The 25,111-nt window shown below is 72.0% G+C and carries 18 protein-coding genes; 13 read left to right on the forward strand and 5 right to left on the reverse strand.

Annotated elements, in window-relative coordinates; all coding sequences use genetic code 11:
* From ACTWP9_RS30740 to ACTWP9_RS30755, 4 genes are all read left to right on the forward strand, one after another.
* A partial coding sequence (locus ACTWP9_RS30740) for a peptidase (protein WP_443249597.1) occupies positions 1-934 on the forward strand: 934 nt, incomplete at its 5' end.
* A 397-nt stretch (positions 935-1,331) separates the two neighbouring features.
* Complete coding sequence (gene ettA, locus ACTWP9_RS30745) at positions 1,332-2,996, forward strand: energy-dependent translational throttle protein EttA (protein ID WP_443249598.1); 1,665 nt, start codon at positions 1,332-1,334, stop codon at positions 2,994-2,996.
* A 4-nt stretch (positions 2,997-3,000) separates the two neighbouring features.
* Positions 3,001-3,426 carry an acyl-CoA thioesterase gene (locus ACTWP9_RS30750; protein WP_443249599.1) on the forward strand — a complete coding sequence of 142 codons (426 nt, stop codon included), beginning with the start codon at positions 3,001-3,003 and terminating at the stop codon, positions 3,424-3,426.
* Positions 3,407-4,084: a hypothetical protein gene (locus tag ACTWP9_RS30755; protein WP_443249600.1), complete on the forward strand. Its 678-nt coding sequence runs from the start codon at positions 3,407-3,409 to the stop codon at positions 4,082-4,084. Before ACTWP9_RS30750 ends, ACTWP9_RS30755 begins: the two co-directional genes overlap by 20 nt.
* A gap of 27 nt (positions 4,085-4,111) precedes the next feature.
* On the opposite strand, the gene ACTWP9_RS30760 is transcribed toward ACTWP9_RS30755, so the two are convergent.
* The 3 genes from ACTWP9_RS30760 to ACTWP9_RS30770 form a co-directional block, all read right to left on the reverse strand.
* On the reverse strand, positions 4,112-4,513 hold the full coding sequence (locus ACTWP9_RS30760) for a globin (RefSeq protein WP_443249669.1): 402 nt from the start codon (positions 4,511-4,513) through the stop codon (positions 4,112-4,114).
* A 92-nt stretch (positions 4,514-4,605) separates the two neighbouring features.
* Positions 4,606-5,682, reverse strand: a complete 1,077-nt coding sequence (locus ACTWP9_RS30765) for an ABC transporter permease (RefSeq protein WP_443249601.1) — start codon at positions 5,680-5,682, stop codon at positions 4,606-4,608.
* Complete coding sequence (locus ACTWP9_RS30770; protein WP_443249602.1) at positions 5,679-6,407, reverse strand: ABC transporter ATP-binding protein; 729 nt, start codon at positions 6,405-6,407, stop codon at positions 5,679-5,681. The genes ACTWP9_RS30765 and ACTWP9_RS30770 overlap by 4 nt, the downstream gene beginning before the upstream one ends.
* 71 nt (positions 6,408-6,478) lie before the next feature.
* Here ACTWP9_RS30770 and ACTWP9_RS30775 point away from each other — a divergent pair, with 71 nt between their 5' ends.
* From ACTWP9_RS30775 to ACTWP9_RS30810, 8 genes are all read left to right on the forward strand, one after another.
* On the forward strand, positions 6,479-7,447 hold the full coding sequence (locus ACTWP9_RS30775) for a methyltransferase domain-containing protein (RefSeq protein ID WP_443249603.1): 969 nt from the start codon (positions 6,479-6,481) through the stop codon (positions 7,445-7,447).
* A gap of 352 nt (positions 7,448-7,799) precedes the next feature.
* Entirely contained in the window at positions 7,800-9,263 is a 1,464-nt protein-coding gene (locus ACTWP9_RS30780) for a hypothetical protein (protein WP_443249604.1), read from the forward strand.
* A 13-nt stretch (positions 9,264-9,276) separates the two neighbouring features.
* Complete coding sequence (locus ACTWP9_RS30785; protein ID WP_443249605.1) at positions 9,277-10,422, forward strand: glutamate ABC transporter substrate-binding protein; 1,146 nt, start codon at positions 9,277-9,279, stop codon at positions 10,420-10,422.
* Positions 10,423-10,510: 88 nt separating this feature from the next.
* Positions 10,511-11,839: a hypothetical protein gene (locus tag ACTWP9_RS30790; protein WP_443249606.1), complete on the forward strand. Its 1,329-nt coding sequence runs from the start codon at positions 10,511-10,513 to the stop codon at positions 11,837-11,839.
* Positions 11,836-14,571, forward strand: a complete 2,736-nt coding sequence (locus ACTWP9_RS30795) for a tetratricopeptide repeat protein (protein ID WP_443249607.1) — start codon at positions 11,836-11,838, stop codon at positions 14,569-14,571. Before ACTWP9_RS30790 ends, ACTWP9_RS30795 begins: the two co-directional genes overlap by 4 nt.
* A gap of 2 nt (positions 14,572-14,573) precedes the next feature.
* A complete protein-coding gene (locus ACTWP9_RS30800; RefSeq protein ID WP_443249608.1) occupies positions 14,574-16,121 on the forward strand; it encodes a PP2C family serine/threonine-protein phosphatase in 1,548 nt (515 codons plus the stop codon).
* Between the two features lie 148 nt (positions 16,122-16,269).
* Positions 16,270-17,625: a vWA domain-containing protein gene (locus tag ACTWP9_RS30805; protein ID WP_443249609.1), complete on the forward strand. Its 1,356-nt coding sequence runs from the start codon at positions 16,270-16,272 to the stop codon at positions 17,623-17,625.
* Between the two features lie 120 nt (positions 17,626-17,745).
* Positions 17,746-19,473 carry an FHA domain-containing protein gene (locus ACTWP9_RS30810; RefSeq protein ID WP_443249610.1) on the forward strand — a complete coding sequence of 576 codons (1,728 nt, stop codon included), beginning with the start codon at positions 17,746-17,748 and terminating at the stop codon, positions 19,471-19,473.
* A gap of 139 nt (positions 19,474-19,612) precedes the next feature.
* On the opposite strand, the gene ACTWP9_RS30815 is transcribed toward ACTWP9_RS30810, so the two are convergent.
* A complete protein-coding gene (locus ACTWP9_RS30815) occupies positions 19,613-20,596 on the reverse strand; it encodes a mechanosensitive ion channel family protein (protein ID WP_443249611.1) in 984 nt (327 codons plus the stop codon).
* 275 nt (positions 20,597-20,871) lie between these two features.
* On the opposite strand from ACTWP9_RS30815, the gene ACTWP9_RS30820 reads away from it, so the two are divergent.
* Positions 20,872-21,411, forward strand: coding sequence for an HNH endonuclease (locus ACTWP9_RS30820; RefSeq protein WP_443249612.1), 540 nt, complete (start codon positions 20,872-20,874; stop codon positions 21,409-21,411).
* 68 nt (positions 21,412-21,479) lie between these two features.
* Here the strand turns inward: ACTWP9_RS30820 and ACTWP9_RS30825 are convergent, their stop codons facing one another.
* Positions 21,480-24,818, reverse strand: a complete 3,339-nt coding sequence (locus ACTWP9_RS30825) for a beta-N-acetylglucosaminidase domain-containing protein (RefSeq protein WP_443249670.1) — start codon at positions 24,816-24,818, stop codon at positions 21,480-21,482.
* Positions 24,819-25,111 lie beyond the last annotated feature (293 nt).

Consider the following 25,111-nt stretch of genomic DNA (forward strand, 5'->3'; position numbering starts at 1 on the left):
GGGTGGGGGGAGGGGGGAGGCCCCCCAGGAGCGCCCCGTCATCACCGCCACCGACCCCTCCGCCCAGAAGCTCGCCGCCTACCTGGTGAAGAAGGCGCGCTCGATGACCGAGCCGGGTCCGTCGCTCACCTTCGACAAGGCCGAGATCCCGGGCAGGAACGGCGAGCGTCCCGGCCCGGTCACCGTGCGGACGAACGCCGCCACCGTGAGCGTGGCGCCGGAGCCGCACGCCGCCTCCCAGGGGGTGCGGATCGTCGACCGCGACGGCAGGCGGGTCCGTGCCGCACGCAACGGGACGCGGCTCTATTTCGAGCTGCCCAAGGGCGCCGAGCCCGGCAACGCCTCGCTGACCGCGCAAGCGGCCACCAAGGTGCCCGTGGGGCGGGTCCTCACCGGCGCGGGGGAGCGCGGCCGGGGGCAGGCCCAGATCCTGGCCGGGTCGAGCCAGTCCACCGTCTCGGCCACCGCCGCCGTCAACTGGGCCGAGCGCGGGCCGGTGCCCGCCACCACCGCAACGGAGAACTGCGCCGCCTCCGGTGTGGACATCACCGTCGCCAACAGCGGCGACACCGCGTTCCCGTTGCGGGTCGGCAAGCAGCGCGAGGAGATCGCGGAGGGCGAGCACGGGACGGTGACGGTGCCGGTCGCGGAGGACCAGCCGTACCGGATTCCGGTGCGCGGGCCGCACGGGTACGAGAAGACGTTCAGCGGCGTTCTCGACTGCACGACCTCGGCCGCCGCCCGCGGGATCACCCAGCAGAGCGCCCCCGAGACGGTCGAGCGCCCCGCCACCGTCGGCGGTGGCAGCGCCGTGACGGCGGACGGGGACCTGGCCGATACGGGCAGCGGCGGCACCCGGCTGTTCGCGGCCCTGGCCATCGGCCTGCTCGCCGTGGGCGTGACCACCCTCCGCATCCTGCGCCGCCGCAGCTGACGCCGGGACGGCCGTGGCCCTGCACGACTGCGGCGCCGGGAGCGTCGTACGGCTCCCACGGCTGCCGCGCCGGGACGGCCGCACGCACCCGTGCGGAGGGGCGCCCGAACCGGAGCGGCGCCCGTACCGGAGCGGCGCCAGTGCGACCGTTACCCCCTCCCAGTCGGCGGCCGACCGGGGCCTCGGCCCCGATGTGGGGGTGCCCGGTTCCGGTGTGACGGGACGGTGACGGGCTGCTGCTGAAGAACCCGTTTCCGGGGTGGGGCCCGGGTGCGGCAAGATGGGGTGCGTATGCCTTACGTGGTGCGGCCGCACATCAACCCGCGGCGCGCTGCCGCATGACGACCCGCGCGGCCTGACCGCGTACGACTGACTACAGATTGCCGGACGGTTCCTCTTGGCTGAGTACATCTACACCATGCGCAAGGCGCGCAAGGCGCACGGCGACAAGGTGATCCTCGACGACGTCACCTTGAGCTTCCTGCCCGGCGCGAAGATCGGTGTCGTGGGCCCCAACGGTGCGGGCAAGTCCACCGTGCTCAAGATCATGGCGGGTCTGGAGCAGCCCTCCAACGGTGACGCCATGCTCTCGCCCGGCTACAGCGTGGGCATCCTGCTCCAGGAGCCGCCGCTGGACGAGTCCAAGACGGTGCTGGAGAACGTCCAGGACGGTGTCGCGGAGACGAAGCAGCAGCTCGACCGGTTCAACGAGATCGCCGAGCAGATGGCGACCGAGTACACCGACGAGCTGATGGAGGAGATGGGCAAGCTCCAGGAGAAGCTCGACCACTCAGGCGCCTGGGACCTGGACGCGCAGCTGGAGCAGGCCATGGACGCGCTGGGCTGCCCGCCCGGCGACTGGCAGGTCACCAACCTGTCCGGCGGTGAGAAGCGCCGCGTCGCGCTGTGCAAGCTGCTGCTGGAGCAGCCCGACCTGCTGCTGCTGGACGAGCCGACCAACCACCTGGACGCCGAGTCGGTGCAGTGGCTGGAGCAGCACCTGGCGAAGTACCCGGGCACCGTGGTGGCCATCACCCACGACCGGTACTTCCTGGACAACGTGGCCGGATGGATCATGGAGCTGGACCGTGGCCGGGCCATCGGCTACGAGGGCAACTACTCCACGTACCTGGAGAAGAAGCAGTCCCGCCTCAAGGTCGAGGGGCAGAAGGACGCCAAGCGGGCCAAGCGCCTCAAGGAGGAGCTGGAGTGGGTCCGCTCCAACGCCAAGGGGCGGCAGGCCAAGTCCCGTGCCCGTCTGACGCGTTACGAGGAGATGGCAGCCGAGGCGGAGAAGACCCGGAAGCTGGACTTCGAGGAGATCCAGATCCCGCCGGGGCCGCGGCTGGGCAACGTCGTGGTGGAGGTCGAGAACCTGCACAAGGCGTTCGGTGAGAAGGTGCTCATCGACGACCTGTCCTTCTCGCTGCCGCGCAACGGCATCGTCGGCGTGATCGGTCCGAACGGTGCAGGCAAGACCACCCTGTTCAAGATGATCCAGGGGCTGGAGGAGGCCGACTCGGGCACCATCAAGGTGGGCGACACGGTCAAAATCTCCTACGTGGACCAGAGCCGCGCCAACATCGACGCGAAGAAGACGCTGTGGGCGGTCGTCTCGGACGAGCTGGACTACATCAACGTCGGCCAGGTCGAGATGCCTTCGCGCGCCTACGTGAGCGCGTTCGGGTTCAAGGGCCCGGACCAGCAGAAGCCCGCGGGCGTGCTCTCCGGCGGTGAGCGCAACCGTCTCAACCTGGCGCTCACCCTCAAGCAGGGCGGCAACCTGCTGCTGCTGGACGAGCCGACCAACGACCTGGACGTGGAGACGCTCTCCTCGCTGGAGAACGCGCTGCTCGACTTCCCGGGCTGCGCGGTGGTCGTCTCCCACGACCGCTGGTTCCTGGACCGGGTGGCCACGCACATCCTCGCCTACGAGGGCGAGAGCAAGTGGTTCTGGTTCGAGGGCAACTTCGAGTCGTACGAGAAGAACAAGATTGAGCGGCTGGGTCCGGACGCGGCGCGCCCGCACCGGGCGACGTACAAGAAGCTCACCCGGAGCTGACCGGGTGCGGCACAGCTACCGGTGCCCCCTGCGCTGGTCGGACATGGACGCCCTCGGGCACGTCAACAACGCGGTCTACTTCCGCTATCTGGAAGAGGCGCGGATCGACTTCCTGACCCGGACGGCGCGGGGGGCGGCTCCGGGGGCGTTCGCAGGCGACACGGTGGTGGCGCGGCACGAGATCGACTATCTGCGGCAGTTGGTGCATCAGGCCGATCCGGTGACGGTGGAGCTGTGGGTGGAGAAGCTGGCCGCCGCCTCGGTCACGTTCGGCTATGAGATCAAGGACCCGACGTCCGCGGAGGGTCCGTTCGTACGGGCGCGCACGGTCGTGGTCCCGTACAACGTGAAGGAGGGCTATCCCCGGCGGCTGTCGGCCGCCGAGCGCTCCTTCCTGGAGGGTTACTTCGATGACAGCCACAGTGGCTGACCGGCTGGTCTTCGCCGACCCCGGGGAGGCGGCGGGTCTCGCCGCCTTCCTGGAGCGGCTGGTGCGCTGGGAGAAGAACGCCGCCGTGCGCATCCAGGCGGGCGGCGGCGTGGCCGCGGTGTTCGCCAAACCGGCCCGCTTCGACGTGCTTGCCGTGCGTACGGGCAGGCTGCTGGAGCCGGTCGAACTGGATGTGACCGTGGCCGCCGGTGAACTGCTGGAACTGGTCGAGGAGGAGCGGGAGGCCGTCGGTGTCCCCAAGGCCGTCACCGGGCCGTCCTGGGCAGGCGTGCTGCCGCCGCGCGGCGGCTGGCAGGAGTTCGCCAAGGTGCCGGTGGACGCGGTGGGTTCGGTGGCAGCCGCCGCCGTGGGCGAGTTCCGCGAGCGGGCCGAGAAGCTGCCGCCCGAGCAGCGGGGCAGGCAGACGCTGGACGCCCTCGCGGAGGAGATCTGGTCCCGGCCGCTGGGGCGGACCGGGCTGCCGCTGCGTGCCGCGCACGCGGCGCACGCGCTCGGGTTCCTGCGCGGCAAGGACCCGGCGGTCCTGCTGGAGTCCGGCGCCTGGCTGCGGCTGCGGACGGCCTACGGGTCGGTGGTCGTGCGGCGCCGGGAGCGCCCCGGTGCGGCAGGCGGAGGGCTGAGCGTCACCCCGGTGTGAGGGCGTCCTCCGGGGCGCCCGGCCCGTTCAGTCCGCCGAGTTGATCAGCGACCCCGCGGCGTAGACGAGGTATTTCCACAGCTGGGCCTCCAGATGCTCGGGCAGCTCCAGGCTGTCGACCGCGTCGCGCATGTGCCGCAGCCAGGCGTCGTGCGCCGCCTGGTTCACCTTGAACGGCGCGTGCCGCATCCGCAGCCGGGGGTGGCCCCGCGCGTCGCTGTAGGTGCGGGGGCCGCCCCAGTACTGCATCAGGAAGAGCGTCAGCCGCTCTTCTGCTGGGCCCAGGTCTTCCTCGGGGTACATGGGCCGCAGCAGCGGGTCCTCGGCGACTCCCTGGTAGAAGCGGTGCACCAGCCGTCGAAAGGTCTCCTCACCGCCGACCTGCTCGTAGAAGGTCTGCGTCTCCAGACTGCCGCGCGGAATCTCCATCACCCGTCCATGGTCGCAGACGACCCGGAGGAGGTCTCTCGTCCTAGGACCACCTCCTGACCGGGCCCTGCCACCACCGCCACCCCGACCGGCTACGCCGAATCCCAGCGGAACAGCCGCGCAGCGATCAGCGTCAGCACCGCGGCGAACAGCAGCAGTCCGCCCATCACGGGCAGTGCGGCGCCCCAGCTCTCACCGCGGCTGAGGACGTCCTGCATGGCCTGGGAGAGGTGCTTCAGCGGCAGGAAGTCGCTGACTGTGCGCACCCACCCCGGTGCGTTGTCCAGCGGGAAGAACGCCCCGGACAGGAACGCCATGGGCAGAATGATCAGCTGCGCCAGCCCGTTGGCCGCCTCCTCGGTCTTCGCGAACGAGCCGACCAGCAGTCCGATGGACATGAACGCCAGCGTGCCGCACACGACCAGCGGCAGGCACAGCCACCAGTGTCCGGTCAGTTTCAGCCCGTAGTAGGGGAGCGAGGCGACAGCCAGGAAGATGGCCGTCTGCGCGAAAGCGGTCATCAGGTTGACGCCGATCCGGGCGCCCACCACCGTTCTCGCATTGATCGGAGCGAGCCACAGGCGGCGCAGGATGCGTTTTCTGCGCCAGCTGACGAGGTTGAAGGCGGAGCCGAAGACGCCGCCCATGGCCACCGCCCAGCCCAGCAGTCCGGGAGTGAGGAACTGGATCGGCTTGGTGGCCTCGTCCTCCACGGTGCCGGTGCGCAGGGCGAAGGCAGGCGGCTGTCCGGTGGCACGCTGGTTGGCCTGCTGGACGATGCTGTCGAGCACTCCCCGTACGGTGCCCGAGCGCACCTGGTCGGCGGCGGAGTAGCGCAGTTCGACCCTGCCGTCGCGCTGGAAGACGGCCGCGTCGGCGTCGCCCTTGCGGACCTTTTCCAGCGCCTGATTGTGGGCCGCCGCCGAGCCGTCCGTCTTCTCGATCTTCAAGACGTCGCGCAGGGAAGCACGCTGTTCGTCCGGCATACCGTCGAGCACCTTGACCGCGCCGACCTGCACGATCTCGGACCGGTCGACCCCCTGGTCCTTGAAGAGGGCGCCGAAGAGCATCAGGAACATCAGCGGGAAGACCAACGTGAAGAACACTGCCGCGCGGTCGCGGGCCAGCCCGCGCGCCATCGCCAGCGACAGACTGAGAAAGGCTTTCACTCCCGGTACTCCCGCCCCGTCAGCTGGAGGAAGACGTCCTCCAGGGTGTCGACTCCCAGCTCCTGCACGAGCGCGCTCGGCGGTCCAACCCGCAGCACCCGCCCGTGGTCCATGACGGCCACCCGGTCGCACAGGGTCTCGGCCTCGTCCATGTAGTGCGTGGTGAGTACCACCGTGCGGCCGGTGGAGTTGATGCGGCGCAGCAGGTCCCACAGGTTGCGCCGGGCCTGCGGGTCCAGGCCGGTGGTCGGCTCGTCCAGGAAGACCAGCTCCGGGTCGTGCACCAGGGCGCAGGCGATGGACAGTCGCTGGGCCTGTCCGCCCGAGAGCTTGTCCTCCCGGGTGCGGGCCTTCTCCGTCAGTCCGACGGTCTCCAGCATCTCGTCGGCGCGGGACTCGTCGACTCCGTAGAGCGCGGCGAAGGTACGTATCTGCTCACGTGCCGTCAGCCGCTCGAAGAACGCGGATGCCTGGAGCTGCACGCCTATGCGGTGCAGCAGGGCGGGGTCGCGCGGCCATGACGGGTGTCCCAGCAGGTGCGCCGTTCCCTCGTCCGGTTCGCGCAGTCCCTCCAGGATCTCCATGGTGGTGGTCTTGCCGGCTCCGTTCGGCCCGAGGATGCCGTAGAACTCGCCGCGCTTCACCTGGAGGGAGACATCGTCGACGGCCTGCGTCTCCCCGTACCGTTTGCGCAGCCCGTCGGCTTTGATCGCGTTGTCGGACATGCGCGGAGGCTAGCGGCTGAATGCTGTATTCCGGTCTCGCGGGAACATCGGACTCATCGCACAGTGGAAACATGGCATCGGCTGGCCCCGCGGACCTCGTGCGGGAGATCGTGGCCCAGGGCAGGCTGCGTGACCCGGATTGGCGTGCGGCCTTCTCCCAGGTGCCCCGCGAGCTGTTCGTGCCGTTCTTCTACGTACCGGCCCCGGGCGGCCGAATGGACCGGCTCTGGCGCGACGACCCCGACCCGGGCCGCAGGGCCCGCTGGCGGGAGGGCGTCTACAGCGATCAGCCGCTGGCCACCCGTATCCGCGACGGCCGGCTGCTCTCCTCCAGCAGCCAGCCCTCCCTGATGGCGACGATGCTGGAGCACCTCCAGGTCACCGACGGTATGAACGTGCTGGAGATCGGCACCGGGCCCGGCTACAACGCGGCGCTGCTCAGCCACCGGCTCGGCGACCGGAAGGTGACCACCGTCGATCTCGACCCGGACATCACCGACGCGGCCCGCGGGCACCTCGCCGACGCCGGATACCGGCCCCGGGTGGTCACCGGCGACGGCGCGCAGGGCTGCCGGGCGCACGCGCCCTACGACCGGATCATCGCCACCTGCACGGTGGCCCGGATTCCCGACGCCTGGCCGGCCCAGTGCACAACCGGCGGGCTGATCCTCACTCCGCTGGCGACAGGGCTGCTCGGGCTGCGGGTGGCGGCTGACGGCAGTGCTGCGGGAACCTTCCACAGCACGCCCGCCTATTTCGTACCGCTGCGCGGCGGAGCAGCCGTACCGTCCGACAGCGGCGGGGAGGGCCTCCCCAGTGGTGTGCCCCCGCACGCACTGAACGACGACCGGTTCCGCTTCCTGCTGGCCCTCACCGACGGTCATCTGGACCCAGCAGAGGCGTACGCACTGTGGGGCCGTACAGGACACCCGGAGCGGGAGCGGTACGGCGTCACCGTCCAGGAGGGCCGTCAGTGGGTCTGGCTGGACGACCCGGAGGGGCCGCATACCTGGCCACTGGGCGAACCGGACGAACAGTGACCTCCGCGGCGCACCGCCCCGGCCGGGGAACCACCGGCACCTCGGGTGCGTGAGGGAGGACAAGAGCGTGTCGGAAGGGCACAAGAGTGCGTCGGAAGGGCAGCAGTGCGCAGCGGTTGCCGGGTGCGCCGTAGGGCGGGCCGCGGGCCGGGGGTTTGGTCGCGATCCGAACAAGATCCCGGCCAAGCCGCTGTAGGCACCAGCTGATGCGGCCATACTGCTGGCTGGGCACCGCCGCCGGGCGTCCTGCCGCCCGCAGACCCGGGCAGGGGAGCCGAGGGACTGTACGGAAGGGAGCAGCGGAACGCACCGGCAGGGTGTCTGCCAGCGACCAAGGGGGAGGGCTCCAGCCGTGACACAGCCGCCGACCGCGCCACCGACCCCACCGCCCGTGCCCGCGGTGCCCCCCGAGGGACCCGGCACGGGCGTAGCCCAGGCCCCGGGCGGGAGCGCCGCCTCCCGGCCCGGTGCGGCGCCTTCGGGCTCCTCGGGTGCCCCGCGCCGCACGGCGTGGTCCGAGGGCGTACGGCGGCTGCGTACGGCCGCGACCACCGAGCCCGGGCGGCTGCGCGCGATCGGCGCTGTACTCGCCGCTCTGGTCGTGCTGTTCGGGGGCGTGACGGCCTGGCAGATCTCCGACCGGGTGGCCGCGGCCGACGCCGTGGTCGACCACAGTCAGCCGCTGAGTGCCGACGCAGCACACATCTACCGCTCGCTGGCCGACGCCGACACCTCGGCCTCCAGCGGCTTCCTGGCGGGCGGTGACGAGCCGCGTTCGGAGCGGCGGCGCTACGAGAAGGACATCCGCGAGGCGTCCGAACTGCTCGCCAGTGCGGCGGCCAACTCCGGGGGTTCCCGCACCGCACAGCGCCAGATCGCCGTTCTCAACCGCGGGCTGCCCGTCTACACGGGACTGGTGGAGTCCGCACGCGCCGACAACCGGCAGGGTCTCCCGCTGGGCGGCGCCTATCTGCGTTACGCCAACGAGAAGATGCGCGGCGAACTGCTGCCCGCGGCACGCAAGCTGTACACGGCCGAGACCAAGCAGCTGGGCGGCGACTACGACGACGCCAAGAGCTGGCCGCTGCTCGCCGTCGGCACCGGAATCGTGGCGCTGGCCGCGCTCGGCTGGGCGCAGCGCCGCAACTACCGCCGTACCAACCGTGTCTTCAACCGCGGACTGCTCGGCGGGACCGCCCTCTCGCTCGCCCTGCTGGTGTGGCTCACCGCAGGGCACGCGATGGCGCGCTCCGGACTGAACGAGTCGGACACCAAGGGCGCCCGCTCGCTGCACGCCCTCAACGAGGCGCGGATAGGCACCCTCCAGGCGCGCGGCGACGAGAACATGACGCTGGTGGCCCGCGGCGGCGGCGCGGTGTACGAGGAGAGCTACAAGAAGCAGATGGTCAAGGTCGCGGGCAACGGCGAACGCGGCCGGGCCGGCAGCGGGCTGCTGGAGGACGCTCGCGACGTGGCGGACGACCGTGCGGGCAGCAGCGCGGTGGAGGAGGCCCAGGAGGCCGTCCGTACGTGGCAGCAGCGGCACAAGAAGGCACGCGCCGAGGACGACGGAGGCAACTACGAGGACGCTGTCGCGCAGGTGATCGGCGCCAAGGACAGTACGCGGGAGAGCTTCGACGAGGTGGACGAGAGCCTCAGCCGCGCCGGTGCGCACGAGCAGCGGCAGTTCGAGAAGGCCGCCGACGAGGGGCGTGACTGGTTCGCCGGGCTGGTGGTCGGCGCCCTGGTGCTGGCCGTGCTCGGCGCCGCGGCTGCCGTACTGGGCATCGGGCGCAGGCTCGCGGAGTACAGGTGAGGAGGGGGACACCATGTCGGAGCGCGGAAACGATCGCCGTAACGAACGCCGGAATGAGCACCGGAACGCACGCGGGGATGAGCGCCGTAACGATCGCCGTAACGAACGCGAGCGGCGGCACCTGAGGCGCGGCAAGCCGTGGGCCGTCGCCGCGGGTGGTCTGGCGGTCACGGCGGCGGTCCTGGTTTCCACGGTGCTGTCCACCGGGCTGACGGGACCCTCCGGGGCCACGGGAGTCACCGGGCCCGGTGACGCGGAGCGCGGCCCGGGTATCACCACCGGCCGCCCCGCGTCCGCTTCCGAGCCCGGTGCCGAGCCCAAGCCGGAGAAGTGCGAGGACGGCCACAACCCCGCCGAGAGCGTCAAGCCCTCCGGCGCCTCGGGTGACGCGGTCAAGCGGATCAAGAAGAAGGGCAAGCTGGTCGTCGGCGTCGATCAGAACAGCTATCTGTGGGGCTACCGCGACCCGGCCACCGGCAAGATCGAGGGCTTCGATATCGACCTGGTGAAGGCCATCGCCCGCGATCTGCTGGGCGGTGACGGGCCGGACAAGATCACCTACCGGACCATCCCCACCGACCAGCGCATCCCCGCCATCGAGAACGGCGATGTCGACATGATCGTACGAACCATGACGATCAACTGCGAACGTATCGATCAGGTCGCCTTCTCCACCGCCTACTTCGAGGCGGGCCAGCAGCTGCTCGTGCCGAAGAAACGCGCACGCGTCAAGGGCTTCGACAGCAGCATGCGCGGCAAACGCGTGTGCTACGCCTCCGGTTCCACGGCGGAGAAGATGATGAAGAACCCCAACTACGCGGCCCTGGGCGCCAAGCCCGTGGTCGTGCCCAACCAGCTCGACTGCCTGGTGCGCCTCCAGTTGGGTGAGGCCGACGCCACGGTCACCGACAGCGCCCTGGGCGCCGGCCAGGCCGCACAGGACCCCTCTGTCGAACTCATCGGTGAGCCGGAGACGGTGGAGCCGTACGGTGTCGCGATGAACCTCGAGGACAAGGATCTCGTCCGCAGGGTCAACAAGGTTCTGGAGGACTACCGCAAGGACAAGTGGAAGTCTTCCTACGACCGCTGGCTGGCCGAGGACATGATGGGTACGGAAGGGGAGAAACCCGCACCGCCGAAGCCGCTCTACCGTGACTGAACCAGTTGCCGCGGTGACAGAACCGGTTGCCATGGTCGCGTTGCCGATGTGCCGGTCCGTGAGTACGAGTCGAACAGCGAGGTGATCGATGGGGCCCGCGGGTGCCGCCGGAGAGGTGATGAGCCGGGAGGAGGCCGACCGTGTGCTGGAACGGCTGGACGCCGAGCACGAAGCGGTCGAGTCCTCCCTGCTGGCGCTCCAGGACCACGCCGGGCGCAGGCTCCTGGAGGGCGCACAGCTCGCCGGGACGACCGCGCACCGCTGGACACGTGCCGAGGCGGCCATCACCGCGCTGTGGAACGGGTTCGAGGTCTACTCACGCACCCTGCACCAGGCCCGCGAACTGCGGGCCCGCCGTCGCTGGCCCAGCCGTGACGACCTGGTCGAGCTGACCCGCCTGCTGCGCGGCACCCTCACCGTGCCCGGCGGGGCACTGCCCGGCTCTCCGGGCGCCAGCCTCACCGAGGTACCCAAACTCGCCGAGGAGTTGACGCTCACCCAGCTCGTCGAGCGGATGAACGAGTGGTACGCGCAGGCCCTCGACGTGGTCGCGGCGGCCGACTCCGTATGGTCCGCGCTGCCTGCCCGGATCGACCTGCTCGCCGCCGAACTGGGCCGCGTGCGCTCCCTGGCGCACTCGGTGGGCATGCGCCCCGGCGAACACCCGGCCGCCGACGATCTGGAACGCACCACGGCCGAACTCAAGGCACTGCGCGAGGAGGTCGTCCAGGATCCGCTCGCCTTCTGGACGCCGACCGGCGGCAGTGGCGCACCGGGCGGCGGCCGGCCCGACACCACCCGCTACGACAGCGCGGCCCGTGCCCTTGAGGAGGTACGGCGCGAGATCGACGCCGTGCTCGCCGTACGGCAGGACGCGGAAGCGCGGCTGATGAAACTGCGCGACCTGCTCACCCGCGCCGACCGCACCCTCGCCGAGGCCCGTGCGGCGCGTGGCGAGGTGCTGGCGAAGATCGCCGCCTCGGAGGTGCCCGCCGTCAGCGGACCACCCACGGTGCTCCAGGAACAGCTCGCCACGGCCGCCGACTACCGCAGACACGCTCAGTGGCACCGGCTCTCCCCGCTGCTGGAGAGCCTGGAGGAGCGGGCCGAGGAGGAACTGGAGCGCGCCCGCGCCCAGCTGTCGGCCGTCACCGCGCCACTGGCCGTCCGCGCGGAACTGCGCGGCCGTCTGGACGCGTACAAGGCGAAGGTGGCACAGAACGGCCTGGCGGAGGACCGCCTGCTGATCGAGCGCTACGACGTGGCGCGCAGGATGCTGTGGAGCGCTCCCTGCGACCTGCGGGCCGCCGAGGACGCCGTACTGCGCTACCAGTGGGCCGCGCAGGAGGCACTCCAGCAGCGACAGCAGGACGCTCGGGACGCCGCGGGCGGAGCAATGAACATGGGGGCAGAGTGAGCGAGCAATCCAGCGTGCAGAACCGGCCGTGCCAACGGCCCCAGTGCGAGGGCACATACGAGGACATGGGAGCGGGCGAGCTGTACTGCAACACCTGCGGGCTCGCCCCCGTGGTGGCACCCGGCGGGGCGCTGGGCTCGGCGCCGACCGGGATGACCAGCCCGGGGCGCGACAGCCGCTCCTCGGGCTCCGCGCGCTCCAGTTCCTCCTCGCGGGCCTCCTCCCGCTCCACAGGGCGCTCCCAGTCCTCCCGCCGTTCGGTCTCCGGGCGGCTCTCCCGCTCGCTGTCCGGACGGAGCACGGAGCGCTCGGTGTCCGTGCGCAGCGCCCGCTCCTCCGCCAAGAGCTCCAGCCGGGGCAGGCTGGGCGCCGGGCTGGTGCAGATCCCGGAGGTGCCCAGGCCGGACCCGGCAGGCGTCGTTCTGGAGAACCCCGAAGTACCCGAGCGCAAGCGCTTCTGCAGCACCAGCGACTGCGGCGCACCCGTGGGACGTGCACGCGGTGACAGCCCGGGCCGCACGGAAGGTTTCTGCACCCAGTGCGGGCACCCCTACTCCTTCGTGCCCAAGCTGAGCCCCGGCGACATCGTGCACGGCCAGTACGAGGTCGCCGGATGCCTGGCGCACGGCGGGCTCGGCTGGGTCTATCTGGCCGTCGACCGTGCCGTCTCCGACCGCTGGGTCGTCCTCAAGGGCCTGCTGGACACCGGCGACCAGGACGCGATGGCCGCCGCGATCGCCGAACGGCGCTTCCTGGCGGAGATCGAGCACTCCAACATCGTCCGGATCTACAACTTCGTCGAACACCTCGACCAGCGCACCGGCAGCCTCGACGGCTACATCGTGATGGAGTACGTCGGCGGCAGTTCGCTCAAACAGATCGCCAACGCCCGGCGCACCCCCGATGGCAAGCGCGACCCCCTCCCTGTCGAGCAGGCGTGCGCCTACGGCATCGAGGCCCTGGAGGCTCTCGGGCATCTGCACAGCCGCAATCTGCTCTACTGCGACTTCAAGGTCGACAACGCGATACAGCAGGACGACCAGCTCAAGCTGATCGACATGGGCGCGGTGCGCCGTATGGACGACGACGACAGTGCCATCTACGGCACCGTCGGCTACCAGGCCCCCGAGGTCGCCGAGGAGGGCCCCTCGGTCGCCTCCGACCTGTACACCGTGGCGCGGACCCTGGCCGTCCTCACCTTCGACTTCCAGGGCTACACCAACGTCTACGTCGACAGCCTGCCCAACCCGGAGAACATCGAGGTCTTCCAGCGGTACGAGTCGTTCTACCGGCTCCTGGTGCGCGCGACCGACCCCGACCCACGGCGCAGGTTCGCCTCCGCGCAGGAGATGTCCGATCAACTGCTGGGCGTGCTGCGCGAGGTCGTGGCCATACAGACCGGAAAACCGCGGCCCGCACTGTCCAGCCTGTTCGGGCCCGAACTGCGCGTCGTGGACACCGAACTGTTCGCCCCGCAGGTCGGCGACGCCTCGCTGCTGGGGGCGCGCGACCCGGCGGGCAAGCAGCGCCGCACCGGCAAGGCGCAGGCCGCGCTCCCGGCCCAGCCGTCCGCAGGCCCCGCCACCGCCGCACTGCCGGCACCGGCGGCCGGGACCGCCACAGCGACGGCCGCCCCCTCCGGGGTGGCGACGGTGGCACCGGCCCGCACCGCGCGACCCGCGCCGCTGGCCTCGTTCCCCCTACCGTCCGGTGGCGGTGCCGAGGGGGCCGCGGGCACCGGCATCGCGCTGGCCCCGCTGCGGACGCGGCAGACAGCGCTGGCGCTGCCCGTACCGCGGGTCGACCCCTCCGATCCCAACGCGGGCTTCCTCGCCGGGCTGATGGCCTCGTCGCCCGCCGACCTGCTCACCGCACTGGAGGGGGCGGCGACCGACTCCTTGGAGCTGCGGCTGCGCAAGCTGCGCGCGCTCCTGGAGACGGACCAGGGGCAAAACGGTGCCGAGCCGGCGCTGGAAGCCCTGGACGCGCTGGAGGCCCGGCACGCCGACGACTGGCGCGTCGTCTGGTACCGCGGCCTGGCGTCCCTGGTGACGGGTGACCGGGAGACCGCCGCGCTGTCCTTCGACGCGGTCTACGACGCGTTTCCCGGTGAACCGGCGCCCAAGCTCGCGCTGGGCGGCTGCGCGGAGGTGCTCGGCCAGTTGGACAACGCGGCGGAGTACTACCGGCTGGTGTGGACGACCGACCCCTCGTACGTGAGCGCCGCGTTCGGCCTGGCGCGGGTGCGGCTGGCGACCGGCGACAGGGAAGGCGCCGTACAGGTGCTGGAGTCGGTACCGGAGTCGTCCATCCACTTCACTGCGGCACGGGTGGCGGCCGTCCGCGCACGGCTGCGGCAGTGCTCGCCCCACGAGCCGCTGCTGGAGGACCTCCAGGCGGCGGCACAGCAGGTGGCGGACCTGGAACAGGTCGGGCTGGATGCCGTCCGCCGCCACGAGCTGACCTGCGAGGTACTCGGCTGCGCACTCGACTGGCTGCTGTGCCAGGCTGTTCCCGCCCGGGGGGCCGCCCCCGGGTCCGCGCCTGCGGGTGCGCCGGGCTCGCCACCCGGTGCCGGGGTACGGCTGTTGGACAGTCCGCTCACCGAGGAGGGGCTGCGCTTCGGCCTGGAGCGCTCCTACCGGCTGCTCGCCCGGCTCGCGCAGAGCGGAACCGAGAGGATCGAACTGGTGGAACGGGCCAACCGTTTCCGCCCCCGGACGTGGGTGTGACCATGCCTCAGCTGGACCAACTCTCCGCCTGCCCGAGCTGTGCGGAACCGCTCGAGGAGGGTGACCGTTTCTGCGGCGCATGCGGCGCGGACCTCGAAGCCGCCGCGGCGCAGGGCTTCGCAGCCCACCGCGACGCACCCCCCGCACCACGCACCCCCACCCTTCCGGACGGCCTCCCGGCGGCGCCCGCGGCCGGCTACGGCTACCCCCCTCCTCCGCCCCCGCCCCCCGCAGCTCCGCCAGGAGCTGCGGCCCCGCCCGCGCAGGTGCAGGCAGGGGCGGCGGCCGGGCCCGGCCAGGCGTTTCCCGTAGCACCGGGGGAGGCCGTCGACGGTGTGGCCGAGCAGAACCCGCCGCCCACCACACCGCCGACGCCCTCCACGCCGGCCGCCGCCGCCGCTGAACCGGCATCGGCCGAGCCCGACTTCGCACTGCCGCCCGCCCTCGGGAGCCCCGGAACACCGACGCTGCCGGACGCCTCGGCAGCAGCACCCCTGGCATCCGCGGAGCCGGCGGGACCCCACGCTCCCGCGGACACCCCCGCGCCCGCGCCCACCGCGCCCGACCCGCGGAGTGTGCTGGACGAGCCCGGGGCGCCACAGAGCGCCGCCGACCGCACAGGAGCCCCTGCCGGGCCGGAGCCGTCGGGGCCCACCTGTGTGGCCTGCGGGACCGGCACCATCGACAGCGACGGCTACTGCGAGCACTGCGGCCACAAACAGCCCCGGGACCGCGACCACATGGAGTCGGCGCTGGACACCGTGGCAGCGGCCAGCGACCGGGGTCTGCGGCACCACCGCAACGAGGACTTCTTCGCCATCGCGGAGACCACAACGTCCCAGGGGACGCCCGCGACGTTCGCCGTCATCTGTGACGGCGTCTCCTCGGCCACCCGCCCCGACGAGGCGTCGGCTGCGGCGGCCGAGGCCGCCAGCGCCTCGCTGTACCAGGCGCTGCCGCTGGGCAGGCACCCGCAGCAGGCGATGCACGACGCGCTGGTCGCCGCCTCCGAGGCGGTCAACGCGCTGGCCGCCGACGCACCTGTCGAACCGTCCAAGAATGCGCCCGCCTGCACAGTCGTCGGCGCGCTGAGCGCCGACGGCATCCTGACCGTCGGCTGGATCGGCGACAGCCGCGCCTACTGGGTGCCCGACGACCGTACGGCGGCCCCCGCGCGGCTGACCGAGGACGACTCCTGGGCCGCGCAGATGGTCGCCGCCGGGCTGATGAACGAGGCCGAGGCGTACGCCGACCCCCGTGCGCACGCCATCACCGGCTGGCTGGGCGCGGACGCGTACGAAATCGACCCGCACACGGCCTCGTTCAAACCCGAACAGCCAGGCGTCGTAGTGGTGTGCACGGACGGCCTGTGGAACTATGCCGAATCCGCCGAGGAGATGGCAGCCGCCGTTCCGTCGGACGCCCTCAACCGGCCGCTCCAGTCCGCGCAGCACTTGGTCGGCTACGCGCTGGACGGCGGTGGGCACGACAACGTAACGGTGGCAGTGGTGCCGTTCCCCGCGCCCCCGGGAGGGGCAGGATCGGCCTGAGTCGAGCACGCTGCGGGGGGCCTCAGGGGACTGCAGGAGCGGTGCCGGGGACGACAAGGACGCTGTCCGGGGGGAAGGGCCGCGAGCATCACCGCACTTCCGCCCGCCCCTTTACTTGTCGTTGTAGAGCAAGACAGGAGCGGAACTGATGGCCAACTTCTCCAAGTCCAACGCGCCGCGTTTCTCGGTGGACGTCTACCAGAACGAGTACCTGCCCGAAGGCGCCCGGGAGGTCAACGCCATCGTCACCGTCACCTCCACGGGAGGCGGTACCACGGGGGGCGTTCCGCTGCCGGTGACCGATCCGGCCCGCACCTCCGCGCACCAGGGCGCGGACGCCGCGGTCGTCATCATGGTCGACTGCTCGGGCTCGATGGACTACCCGCCCACCAAGATGCGCAACGCGCGCGACGCCACAGCGGCGGCCATCGACACCCTCAGGGACGGCGTCTCCTTCGCCGTCGTCGCCGGTACCCACAAGGCCCAGGAAGTGTTCCCCGGCGGCGGGGCGCTCGCCACCGCCGACGCCACCACCCGCGCCCAGGCCAAGGACGCACTGCGCGGACTGTCGGCGGGCGGCGGCACCGCCATCGGCACCTGGCTACGGCTGGCCGACCAACTGCTGAGCTCCGCGGACGTCACCATCCGGCACGGCATCCTGCTCACCGACGGGCGCAACGAGCACGAGGAGCCCAAGCAGTTGCAGGACGCGCTGGAGGCGTGCGCGGGCCGCTTCACCTGTGACGCGCGGGGAGTGGGCACCGACTGGGAAGTCAAGGAGGTCACCGGGATCGCCTCCGCGCTGCTCGGCACCGCCGACATCGTGGCCGATCCGGACGGACTGGCGGCGGACTTCACACAGATGATGGAGAGCGCCATGGGCAAGGAGGTCGCCGATGTGGCGCTGCGCCTGTGGACTCCGCAGGGCGCCCGGATCGCCTACGTCAAGCAGGTGGCGCCCACGGTCGAGGAGTTGACCGAACGCCGTACGGAGGCCGGACCGCGCGCCGGTGACTACCCGACAGGGTCATGGGGGGACGAGTCCCGCGACTACCACGTCTGTGTGGAGGTGCCGGCGGCCGAGGTCGGTCAGGAGATGCTCGCCGCCCGGGTCTCGTTGGTCCTGCCGGCGCCCGACGGCGGCACCCCGCAGACGCTCGGCCAGGGGCTGGTGCGCGCGGTGTGGACGGACGACATGGTGGCCACCACCTCCATCAACCCGCAGGTCGCGCACTACACCGGGCAGGCCGAACTGGCGCAGGCGATCCAGACGGGCCTCGATCTCCGGAAGGCCGGGGACGAAGCAGGCGCAACGGCCAAACTAGGACGAGCCGTACAGTTGGCGAACGAGTCGGGGAACGCGGATACTGCGAAACTGCTTTCGAAGGTGGTCGACGTGGTGGATGCCGCGACGGGTACTGTTCGACTGAAGGCGAAGGTCGCCGAGGCCGATGAGATGACGCTGGAGACGCGGTCCACCAAGACGGTCCGCGTGAAGCGCTAGCCGCACCGGCCGCGGCGGGCAGTCCGTAACGAACTTCACAGCCCACACAGCCCGTACAACCGGCACGATCCGTACCAGCAGGTACCGAAGAGCAGGAGCACGGAGGGGGAGGCACTCACCATGCCGACTTGCCCGAACGGCCACCAGTCTGCGGCCGACGACTGGTGCGAGGTCTGCGGTCACCGCATGACCGGCGCACCGGCGTCGCCCGCTGGTGCCGTACCGCCGCCCCCTCAGCCGTCCGCACCCGGCGGCTACGGCTACCCGGGCCCGCCCGGTCCGCCGCCCCCACCCGGCCAGGGCCAGGGCCAGCAGCCGGGACAGGGCTACGGCTATCCGGGACCCGACTCGGGCCCGCCCGAGCTGTGCCCCCAGTGCGGCACCCCCAGGGAGTCCATGGCGCCCTTCTGCGAGGAGTGCCGCTACAACTTCCTGACCCACTCGCCGACGACGTACGTCCCGCCGGGCCAGCAGCCCCAGCCCGGCGGTCCCGGCTTCCCGCCGCCCCACGGCCAGGGCGCTCCCGGGCCCGGCGGCCCGGGCGGTCCGCCCGGTCCGGGCGGCCCCAGCTTCGGCGGCCCCGGCCCGCAAGGCCCCGGCCCCCAAGGTCCTGGCCCCCAAGGTCCCGGCGCGCAAGGCCCTGGCCATCCGGGCGAGCCCGGCGGCCAGGCCGGTCCGGAGGGCCCCGGCTCGAACGGCCCCAGCTGGCCCGGCCCGCCGGGACCTGGTGCGGGGCACCAGGGTGAGCCCGGTGCGCCGGGGGTACCCGGCCAGGGCCCCGGCCCGTTCGACGGCCCGGGCGCCCCTGGCGCCCCTGGCGCCCCTGGCGCCCCTGGCGCCCCTGGCGGCTTCCCCGGGCAGGGACAGCCCTACCCCTCCGGCCCTGGAGCCGAGCCGTACGGCGGCCGGTCCGGGCAGCCCGCCAACGGTGACTGGGAGCTCTCCCCGCCCGGCCCCGCCGAGCAGCAGCTGGGTGCGCCCCCGGCGCCGCCGCAGACGCCCGACGGCCCTCCCGGTCCGCCGCCGCCCCCCGCCACGGTCGGGCCCCCGGCACCGGGCGTACCGGCCCAGCCCGGCCCCGGCGACCCGGCCCAGCAGCAACCGGGCCAGGACTACGGTCAGCAGCAACCAAGCCAGGATTACGGCCAGCCGCAGCCAGGCCACGACTACGGTCAGCCGCAACCGGGCCCGGACTACGGCCAGCAGCCCGGCCGGCAACAGCCAGGTCAGCCGGACTACGGCCAGCAGCAACCCGGTCAGGACTACGGCCAGCAGCAACCCGGTCAGGACTACGGCCAGCAGCAGCCCGGTCAGGACTACGCCCAGCAGCAGCCCGGTCAGGACTATGGCCAGCAGCCCGGTCAGCCGGATTACGGCCCGCAGCAGGGTCAGCCGCCCGGCCAGGACTACGGCCGGCAGGACGTGGGTGCCCCGCAGGGCGGCGGGGCGTGGACGGCGATGATCGCGCCGGACCGCGCGTACTTCGCCGCGATGATGCAGCGCAGCGGCCCCGAGGCGGCGGCGCTCAACCTTCCCGCGTACTCGCCGGAGCAGCAGCTGCCCCTTACGGGCCCGCAGATCACCATCGGCCGCCGCCGTGCCTCCACGGGAGAGGCCCCGGACATCGACCTGGGCCGCCCCCCGGAGGACCCGGGCGTCTCGCACCAGCACGCAGTGCTGGTGCAGCAGCCGGACGGCAGCTGGTCCGTCGTCGACCAGGACTCGACCAACGGCACCACCATCAACGGCGCCGAGGAGCCGATCCAGCCCTTCGTACCCGTCCCCCTCAAGGAGGGCGACCGGGTCCACGTGGGTGCGTGGACGACGATCACCCTGGTACGCCGGTAACTTCGGCCGGCAGCGTGGGCGTGCGGCAGCGCACGCCCACGCTGCCGACACCGCCCCCAGGGCTCGGAAAGCCGCCCCACCCGGCGGCAACCGGGCGCCGCCGGGGGCTACTTCTCCAGGGCCCGGGGACTGCTCCGGGCTATTTCTTCAGCGACGGGGGCCGCACGGCCTCGAGCGCCAGGGACGCTTCGTCCACGAGCCGGATGCCCCGCGAGTCCAGCGCCTGCTTGATGCGCCAGCGCAGCTCCCGCTCCACGGCCAGGTTCTTGTCGGGCATGGTCTTGACCGACACCCGCAGCACCATGGAGTCCAGCGTCACTTCGTCCAGGCCGAGGACTTGGACGGGCTCCCACAGGGTCTCGTCCCAGGGGCTTTCCTTGCCCATCTCCTCGCCCGCCGCGACGACGGCGGCCCGGACCTCGTCCAGATCCTCGTCGGCCCGTATGCGGACGTCGAGCGCTGCCATGGACCAGCCCTGGCTGAGGTTGCCGATGCGCTTGATCTCGCCGTTGCGGATGTACCAGATCTCGCCGTCGTCGCCACGCAGCTGCGTCACCCGCAGCCCGATCTCCAGGACGACACCGGACGCCTCTCCCGCGTCCACCCGGTCGCCGACCCCGTACTGGTCCTCCAGGAGCATGAACATACCCGCCAGTATGTCCTTCACCAGGTCGCGGGCGCCGAAGCCCAGTGCTACGCCCGCGACACCGGCGCTGGCCAGCAGCGGCGCGAGGTTGATCCCGAGCCCGGAGAGCACCGTCATCGCTGCGGTGCCCATGATCACGAACGAGGCCACACTGCGGAGGACGGAGCCGATCGCCTCGGACCGCTGTCTGCGGCGCTCGCCGCTCACCAGCAGCCCGCGCAGCGCATTGCCGCTGTCGGCGATCTCGGCCCTGCGGTTCATCCGCGTTATCAGCTGGGTGATCGCGCGACGGATGAGATAGCGCAGCACTATGGCGACGACGCAGATGAAGACGATGCGCAGACCCGTGGCAAGCCAGTCCGACCAGTGCTGCTGGACCCATCCGGCAGCTTCTCCCGCGCTGTCCTGGGCGTCCTCCAGGGACTTCGGCGGCTGCGGGCCGTCGGGCGAGGGGGACGCGCTGAGCAGCCAGTACACAGGTTGACCTTCCGTGCGAGACACATCCGCAAGGCACCCGTAAGAATGCCAGGACCACACTAACGGCGCAGGGCCTTCACATTTGGTGCCACCGAGCAAGTATGAGCCCAGGTGTTCGAGTGAGAAGACTGTTCAAGGGGGGAGACAGCCGGTGTGGTTCAAAACACGCTCAGTGGGTTGCCCGGTCGTGGTGGCGAAGTGACCAGGGCACGGGACACACTGAGGGGAGATCGTCACGGCGCGAGCCACGCGCCGCCGACGTACAAGGAGGCACCGTGCCGCACGTCCTGGTCCTCAATGCGTCGTACGAGCCGCTCGGCGTCGTACCGCTTCGCCGCGCGCTCGTACTGGTCCTCAACGGAAAGGCGATCAGCCTCGAGGACTCCGGCGCCCTGATGCACAGCGCGACCCATGTCATACCCGCCCCCAGTGTCGTCCGTCTCAAGCGGTTTGTGAGGGTGCCCTTTCGCGGCAGCGTTCCCCTCACCCGCCGCGCCCTGTTCGCCAGGGACGGCGGCCGCTGCGCCTACTGCGGTGGCGTCGCAACCAGCGTCGACCATGTCATCCCGCGCAGCCGGGGAGGGGCGCACGCCTGGGAGAACGTCGTGGCGGCCTGCCGCCGCTGCAACCATGTGAAGGCCGACCGCCATGTCGCGGAACTGGGCTGGCGGTTGCGTCACCAACCCGCCCCGCCCTCCGGCCTCGCCTGGCGCATCATCGGCACGGGGCATAGGGACCCGCGCTGGCTGCCCTACCTTCAGCCATACGGCGCGGACGATGATCTCGCCCGGATCGACGGCAGATCCACTGCCTGAGGCCCGGGCTTTGTTATGCCCGCACGGCCGGAGTGACGTCCCTTCGACCGACTGTGACGTCCGTACGCTCAGTGGGGGTGCCGCCCTGCGGCGCCCCCCGCTTCCTGGAGCTGTTCCGCTCGGGAGCCGGCGCCCCGGTCGTCGTCCCGCCGGGCGTGCTTCGCCCGGCCCGTGGAGTCCACCCCGTAGATCTCCACCGACCACAGCGAGATCCCGAAGCGCGTTGCCCGCTTGTCACCGACCACGCGTACATAGCGGGTGTCCCTGGGGGTGTCCATCCGGACCGACTCCTTGCCGCCCTCGCCGTCCCGCACCGTTGCGGCGGTGCGCCAGCGCTTGCCGTCGGGGGAGACCTGGACGCGGTAGTGCGAGGGATGGGCGTCCTGCCAGCGCAGCACGACCCGCCCCACACGGGCCTGTTCGGCCAGCTTCAGCTGCACCCACTCGCCGTCCTTGGCAGGTGAGGACCAGCGGGTGCCGCGCTTGCCGTCGGCCACCGCAGCGGCGGGGAAGTCCTTCGTCTCGTCCCCGGAGGACGTCACCTGCGCGTGCCGGGCCAGATCCGGCCCGGAGGTGCGCGGATACGCCCGTACGGTCAGCGTGAGCTGCTCCCCGCCGAACGAGACGGGGATGCGGTAACTGCCCGTCTTGACCGAGCTGTCCGCGGTGATCCGCAGTGGCACCTCCACCGTGCTGCCCCGTCGCACTGTGGTGCGCAGCGGCGCACGCACGGTGAAGCCCTTGGGGGCCTTCGCGGTGACCTTGCCGCGTACGTCCGTGGGCCGGTTCCCGGTCAGCCGCGCCGTGACCCGGGTGGCACCGCCGCCGATCGCCGCGTCCACGGTCGTACGGGGCAGCGACAGCGAGGCCGCGGGGGTGTCGGCGTACCAGGGTGTGATCTCGTGGACGACCGGCGGCTTCGTCTCCTCGCTCCAGACGAGCCGCAGCGCGTCGGCCTTGTCGGCGCCGTGCCGGCCTGCGGTCAGCTGTGTCCAGCCGGTCTGCGAGAGCGCGCCGAGCCGCTCCCAGCCCTTGCCGGGGATGTGCGCCTCGACCGCGCCGCGGGTGCCCGAGTGCGGGCCGGTCAGCACCGTGACGGCACGCAGCGGGCGCGGCTTGGGCAGCCGCACGGTCAGCGCGTCCGCTGAGCGCTTGTGGCGGGCGTCGTCGCGCTTGCGGGTTGCGTCGGCCCTCCCGGCCGCGTCGGCTGCCGCGGACGGCGGGACGAGCATGGGCGGGTGCTCCGGTGCGAAGGTCCCGTCGGCCGGGCCTGTTGCCGTCCGGTAGGAGGTCTTCGGGTCGCCGTCCGCCGCGGCGGAGAGCGGGTGGTGCGGAGCGCCCGACGGCCGGCCGCTCACGGTGAGCCGCCGGCCGTGCCCGGCTCCGGACCCGGCCTTCGGCCCGTTGGACTGCCTCTTCGACGTGGGCTTGTGCTGCTGCGCGCCTGTCCATCCGTCCGACAGCTTCAGGGCCTTGTCCGTGAAGTCGGCCAGCACGCCCTTGCCGACGGTCACCTTGCTCCTGGCGCTCTCGGCGCGCAGCCGCCGCACATCCAACTGCGCCTTCCAGGCGGCGGCTCCGTCACCGCGCAGCTGCGCGAGCAGCATGTCCACAGACCGCTCGCCCGCCGCACCGAGCCGCGAGAGCTGGGTCAGCCACGGCTCGACCTCTTTGCCCAGCCCGTCGGGAACCCGGGAAGGGGCCGTGCGCATCGTGGTGAAGGCGCTGCGCAGCTTGTCGGCGGCCCGGTCGAGCTCGGGGCCCTTGCCCCGCTTGTAGGCGCTCCAGAAGGCGTCCAGCAGGGGGCGGACGTACGCCGACTCGTCGCTGCCGAGCACCGAAGAGGCGTCGTTCCCGGCCAGCGCGTGCACGGCGGCCCGGGTGGCGGACGCGCTGCCGCGGCCACCCGCCAACTCGTCGACGGCTGCCCGCCACGACTCCTTGGGGCGGTAGCCGCGCGGGTTCCAGGCGTAGTCCGCGGCCGTGAACAGCGGGATACGGGAGGCCGTCGGCTGTTTCATCGCGTTGGTCAGCAGAGCCGCCGAACCGGAGGCGACAGCGGGCTCGCGGCCCTCGTAAGGGCCGAGGAAGATCCGGTCGCTCGCGAAGTCGTTGACCGGATAGTTGTCCATCGTCACCAGCCGGTGGCGCGGGAAGGCGCTGCGTGCGCGGGCGAGTTCGGCACCGGTGATGGTGCGGGGCACCACCCCCACACCGCTCCAGCCGATCTCCACCCGGTCGTCCAGCTTCCTGGCGAGCGCGGCCCGGTATTCCGTGCGGCCCTTCTGGTAGAACTCCGTCGGCACCACGGACAGCGGGGCGGTGTCCGGATGGCGCTCGGCCAGATGGTCGGCCACGGCATTGGCGAGCTCCGCCTGGGCGCGCGCGGCTGCCTGAGGGCCCGTGCCGTAGGTGTCCGCGTCCTTGTCGCAGTGCCACTCGCTGTAGCTGACGTCCTCGAAGCGCAGCTGGAAGGCGCGTACCCCCAGGGCGCGCATCGCGTCCAGCTTGCGCAGCAGCGCCTTGCGGTCGTCCGGCGAGGAGAAGCACAGCCCCTGGCCGGGCGAGACGGCCCAGCCGAGCGTGACGTGATTGCGCCTGGCGCGCTCGGCCAGTTCGCGGAAATCGGCGCGCTGCGCAGCCGGATACGGATCGCGCCAGCGGGACCCCTGGCGGTACGGGTCGTCGCCCGGCGCGTACAGATAGCGGTTCTGTTTCGTACGGCCCAGGAAGTCCAGCTGGCTCAGCCGCTCCTGGTGTGTCCAGGGCTGCCCGTAAAAGCCCTCTGTCGTGCCGCGTACCGAGGCGGTGGGCCAGTCGCGTACCAGGACGCCCGGGAAGCCGCGTCGGCCGTCGCGTTCGGTGGCGAGCTGGCGGAGCGTCTGCGCGGCGTAGAACAGCCCGTCCCCGTCCGTCCCTTCGAGCGCCACGGTGTAGTGCCCGCCGGACTGGCCCGCTGCCAGGCGGTAGCCGCCCGCGGGCAGGTCGCTGCGTGCGGGGGCGCGCAGGGCGCGCAGCGCGGGACCGGCCGACTCGGTGCCGACCCGTACGACGAGGTCGCCGGAGCGCACGGACGCTTCCGTGGACCGGTCGCTGTGGCCCGGACGTATCTCGTGCACCGTACGCACGCCTGCCTCGCGCAGCGTTGCGCGGATGAGCTGGAGGGCGTGTTTGTCCGCGTCCTTGTCGACGATCAGGGCGGCCGCGGAGCCCGCCGGGACGAACTCGCCCTGGGCGCGCATCGTCTGGGGGCGCGGCCAGACCGGAGGCAGTCCGTCGCGTGAGCTCTCGTCGTCCGGGTTTCCGGCGGCCGGGCCGTCCGGCGGGGCCCAGGGAGCGGCCTGTGCGGCGGGTGCGCCGCCGAGCAGACCGGAGACGACCGCCGCCGTGAGCGCGGCAGCGCTCATCCGGCTCCAGCCGCCCGGCACGCCGGGGCGCGCGAGCGGGACGGTGCCCGTGCCGGCCCCGGACGCCTCCGGGACGTCCTCGCCGCGCGCTGTCCCCACCGCTTCCTCCCGATGTCCGACCGGAACCCCTCCGTCCAGCGCGTACGCCGCTGCCGCGCGCTCGAGCCGTGCGTACCGTACGTGCCGCCGTGACCTCCGCGACACCGTAGGGGCGGCGGCCCCACCGGGCGCACCGCGGGAGGCCACAGATGTGCCGTGAAACGCGGGCGCCTGCGGATTCTATGGTTCGGCGG

Source organism: Streptomyces sp. 3N207, from assembly GCF_052246355.1.
Lineage (GTDB): Bacteria > Actinomycetota > Actinomycetes > Streptomycetales > Streptomycetaceae > Streptomyces.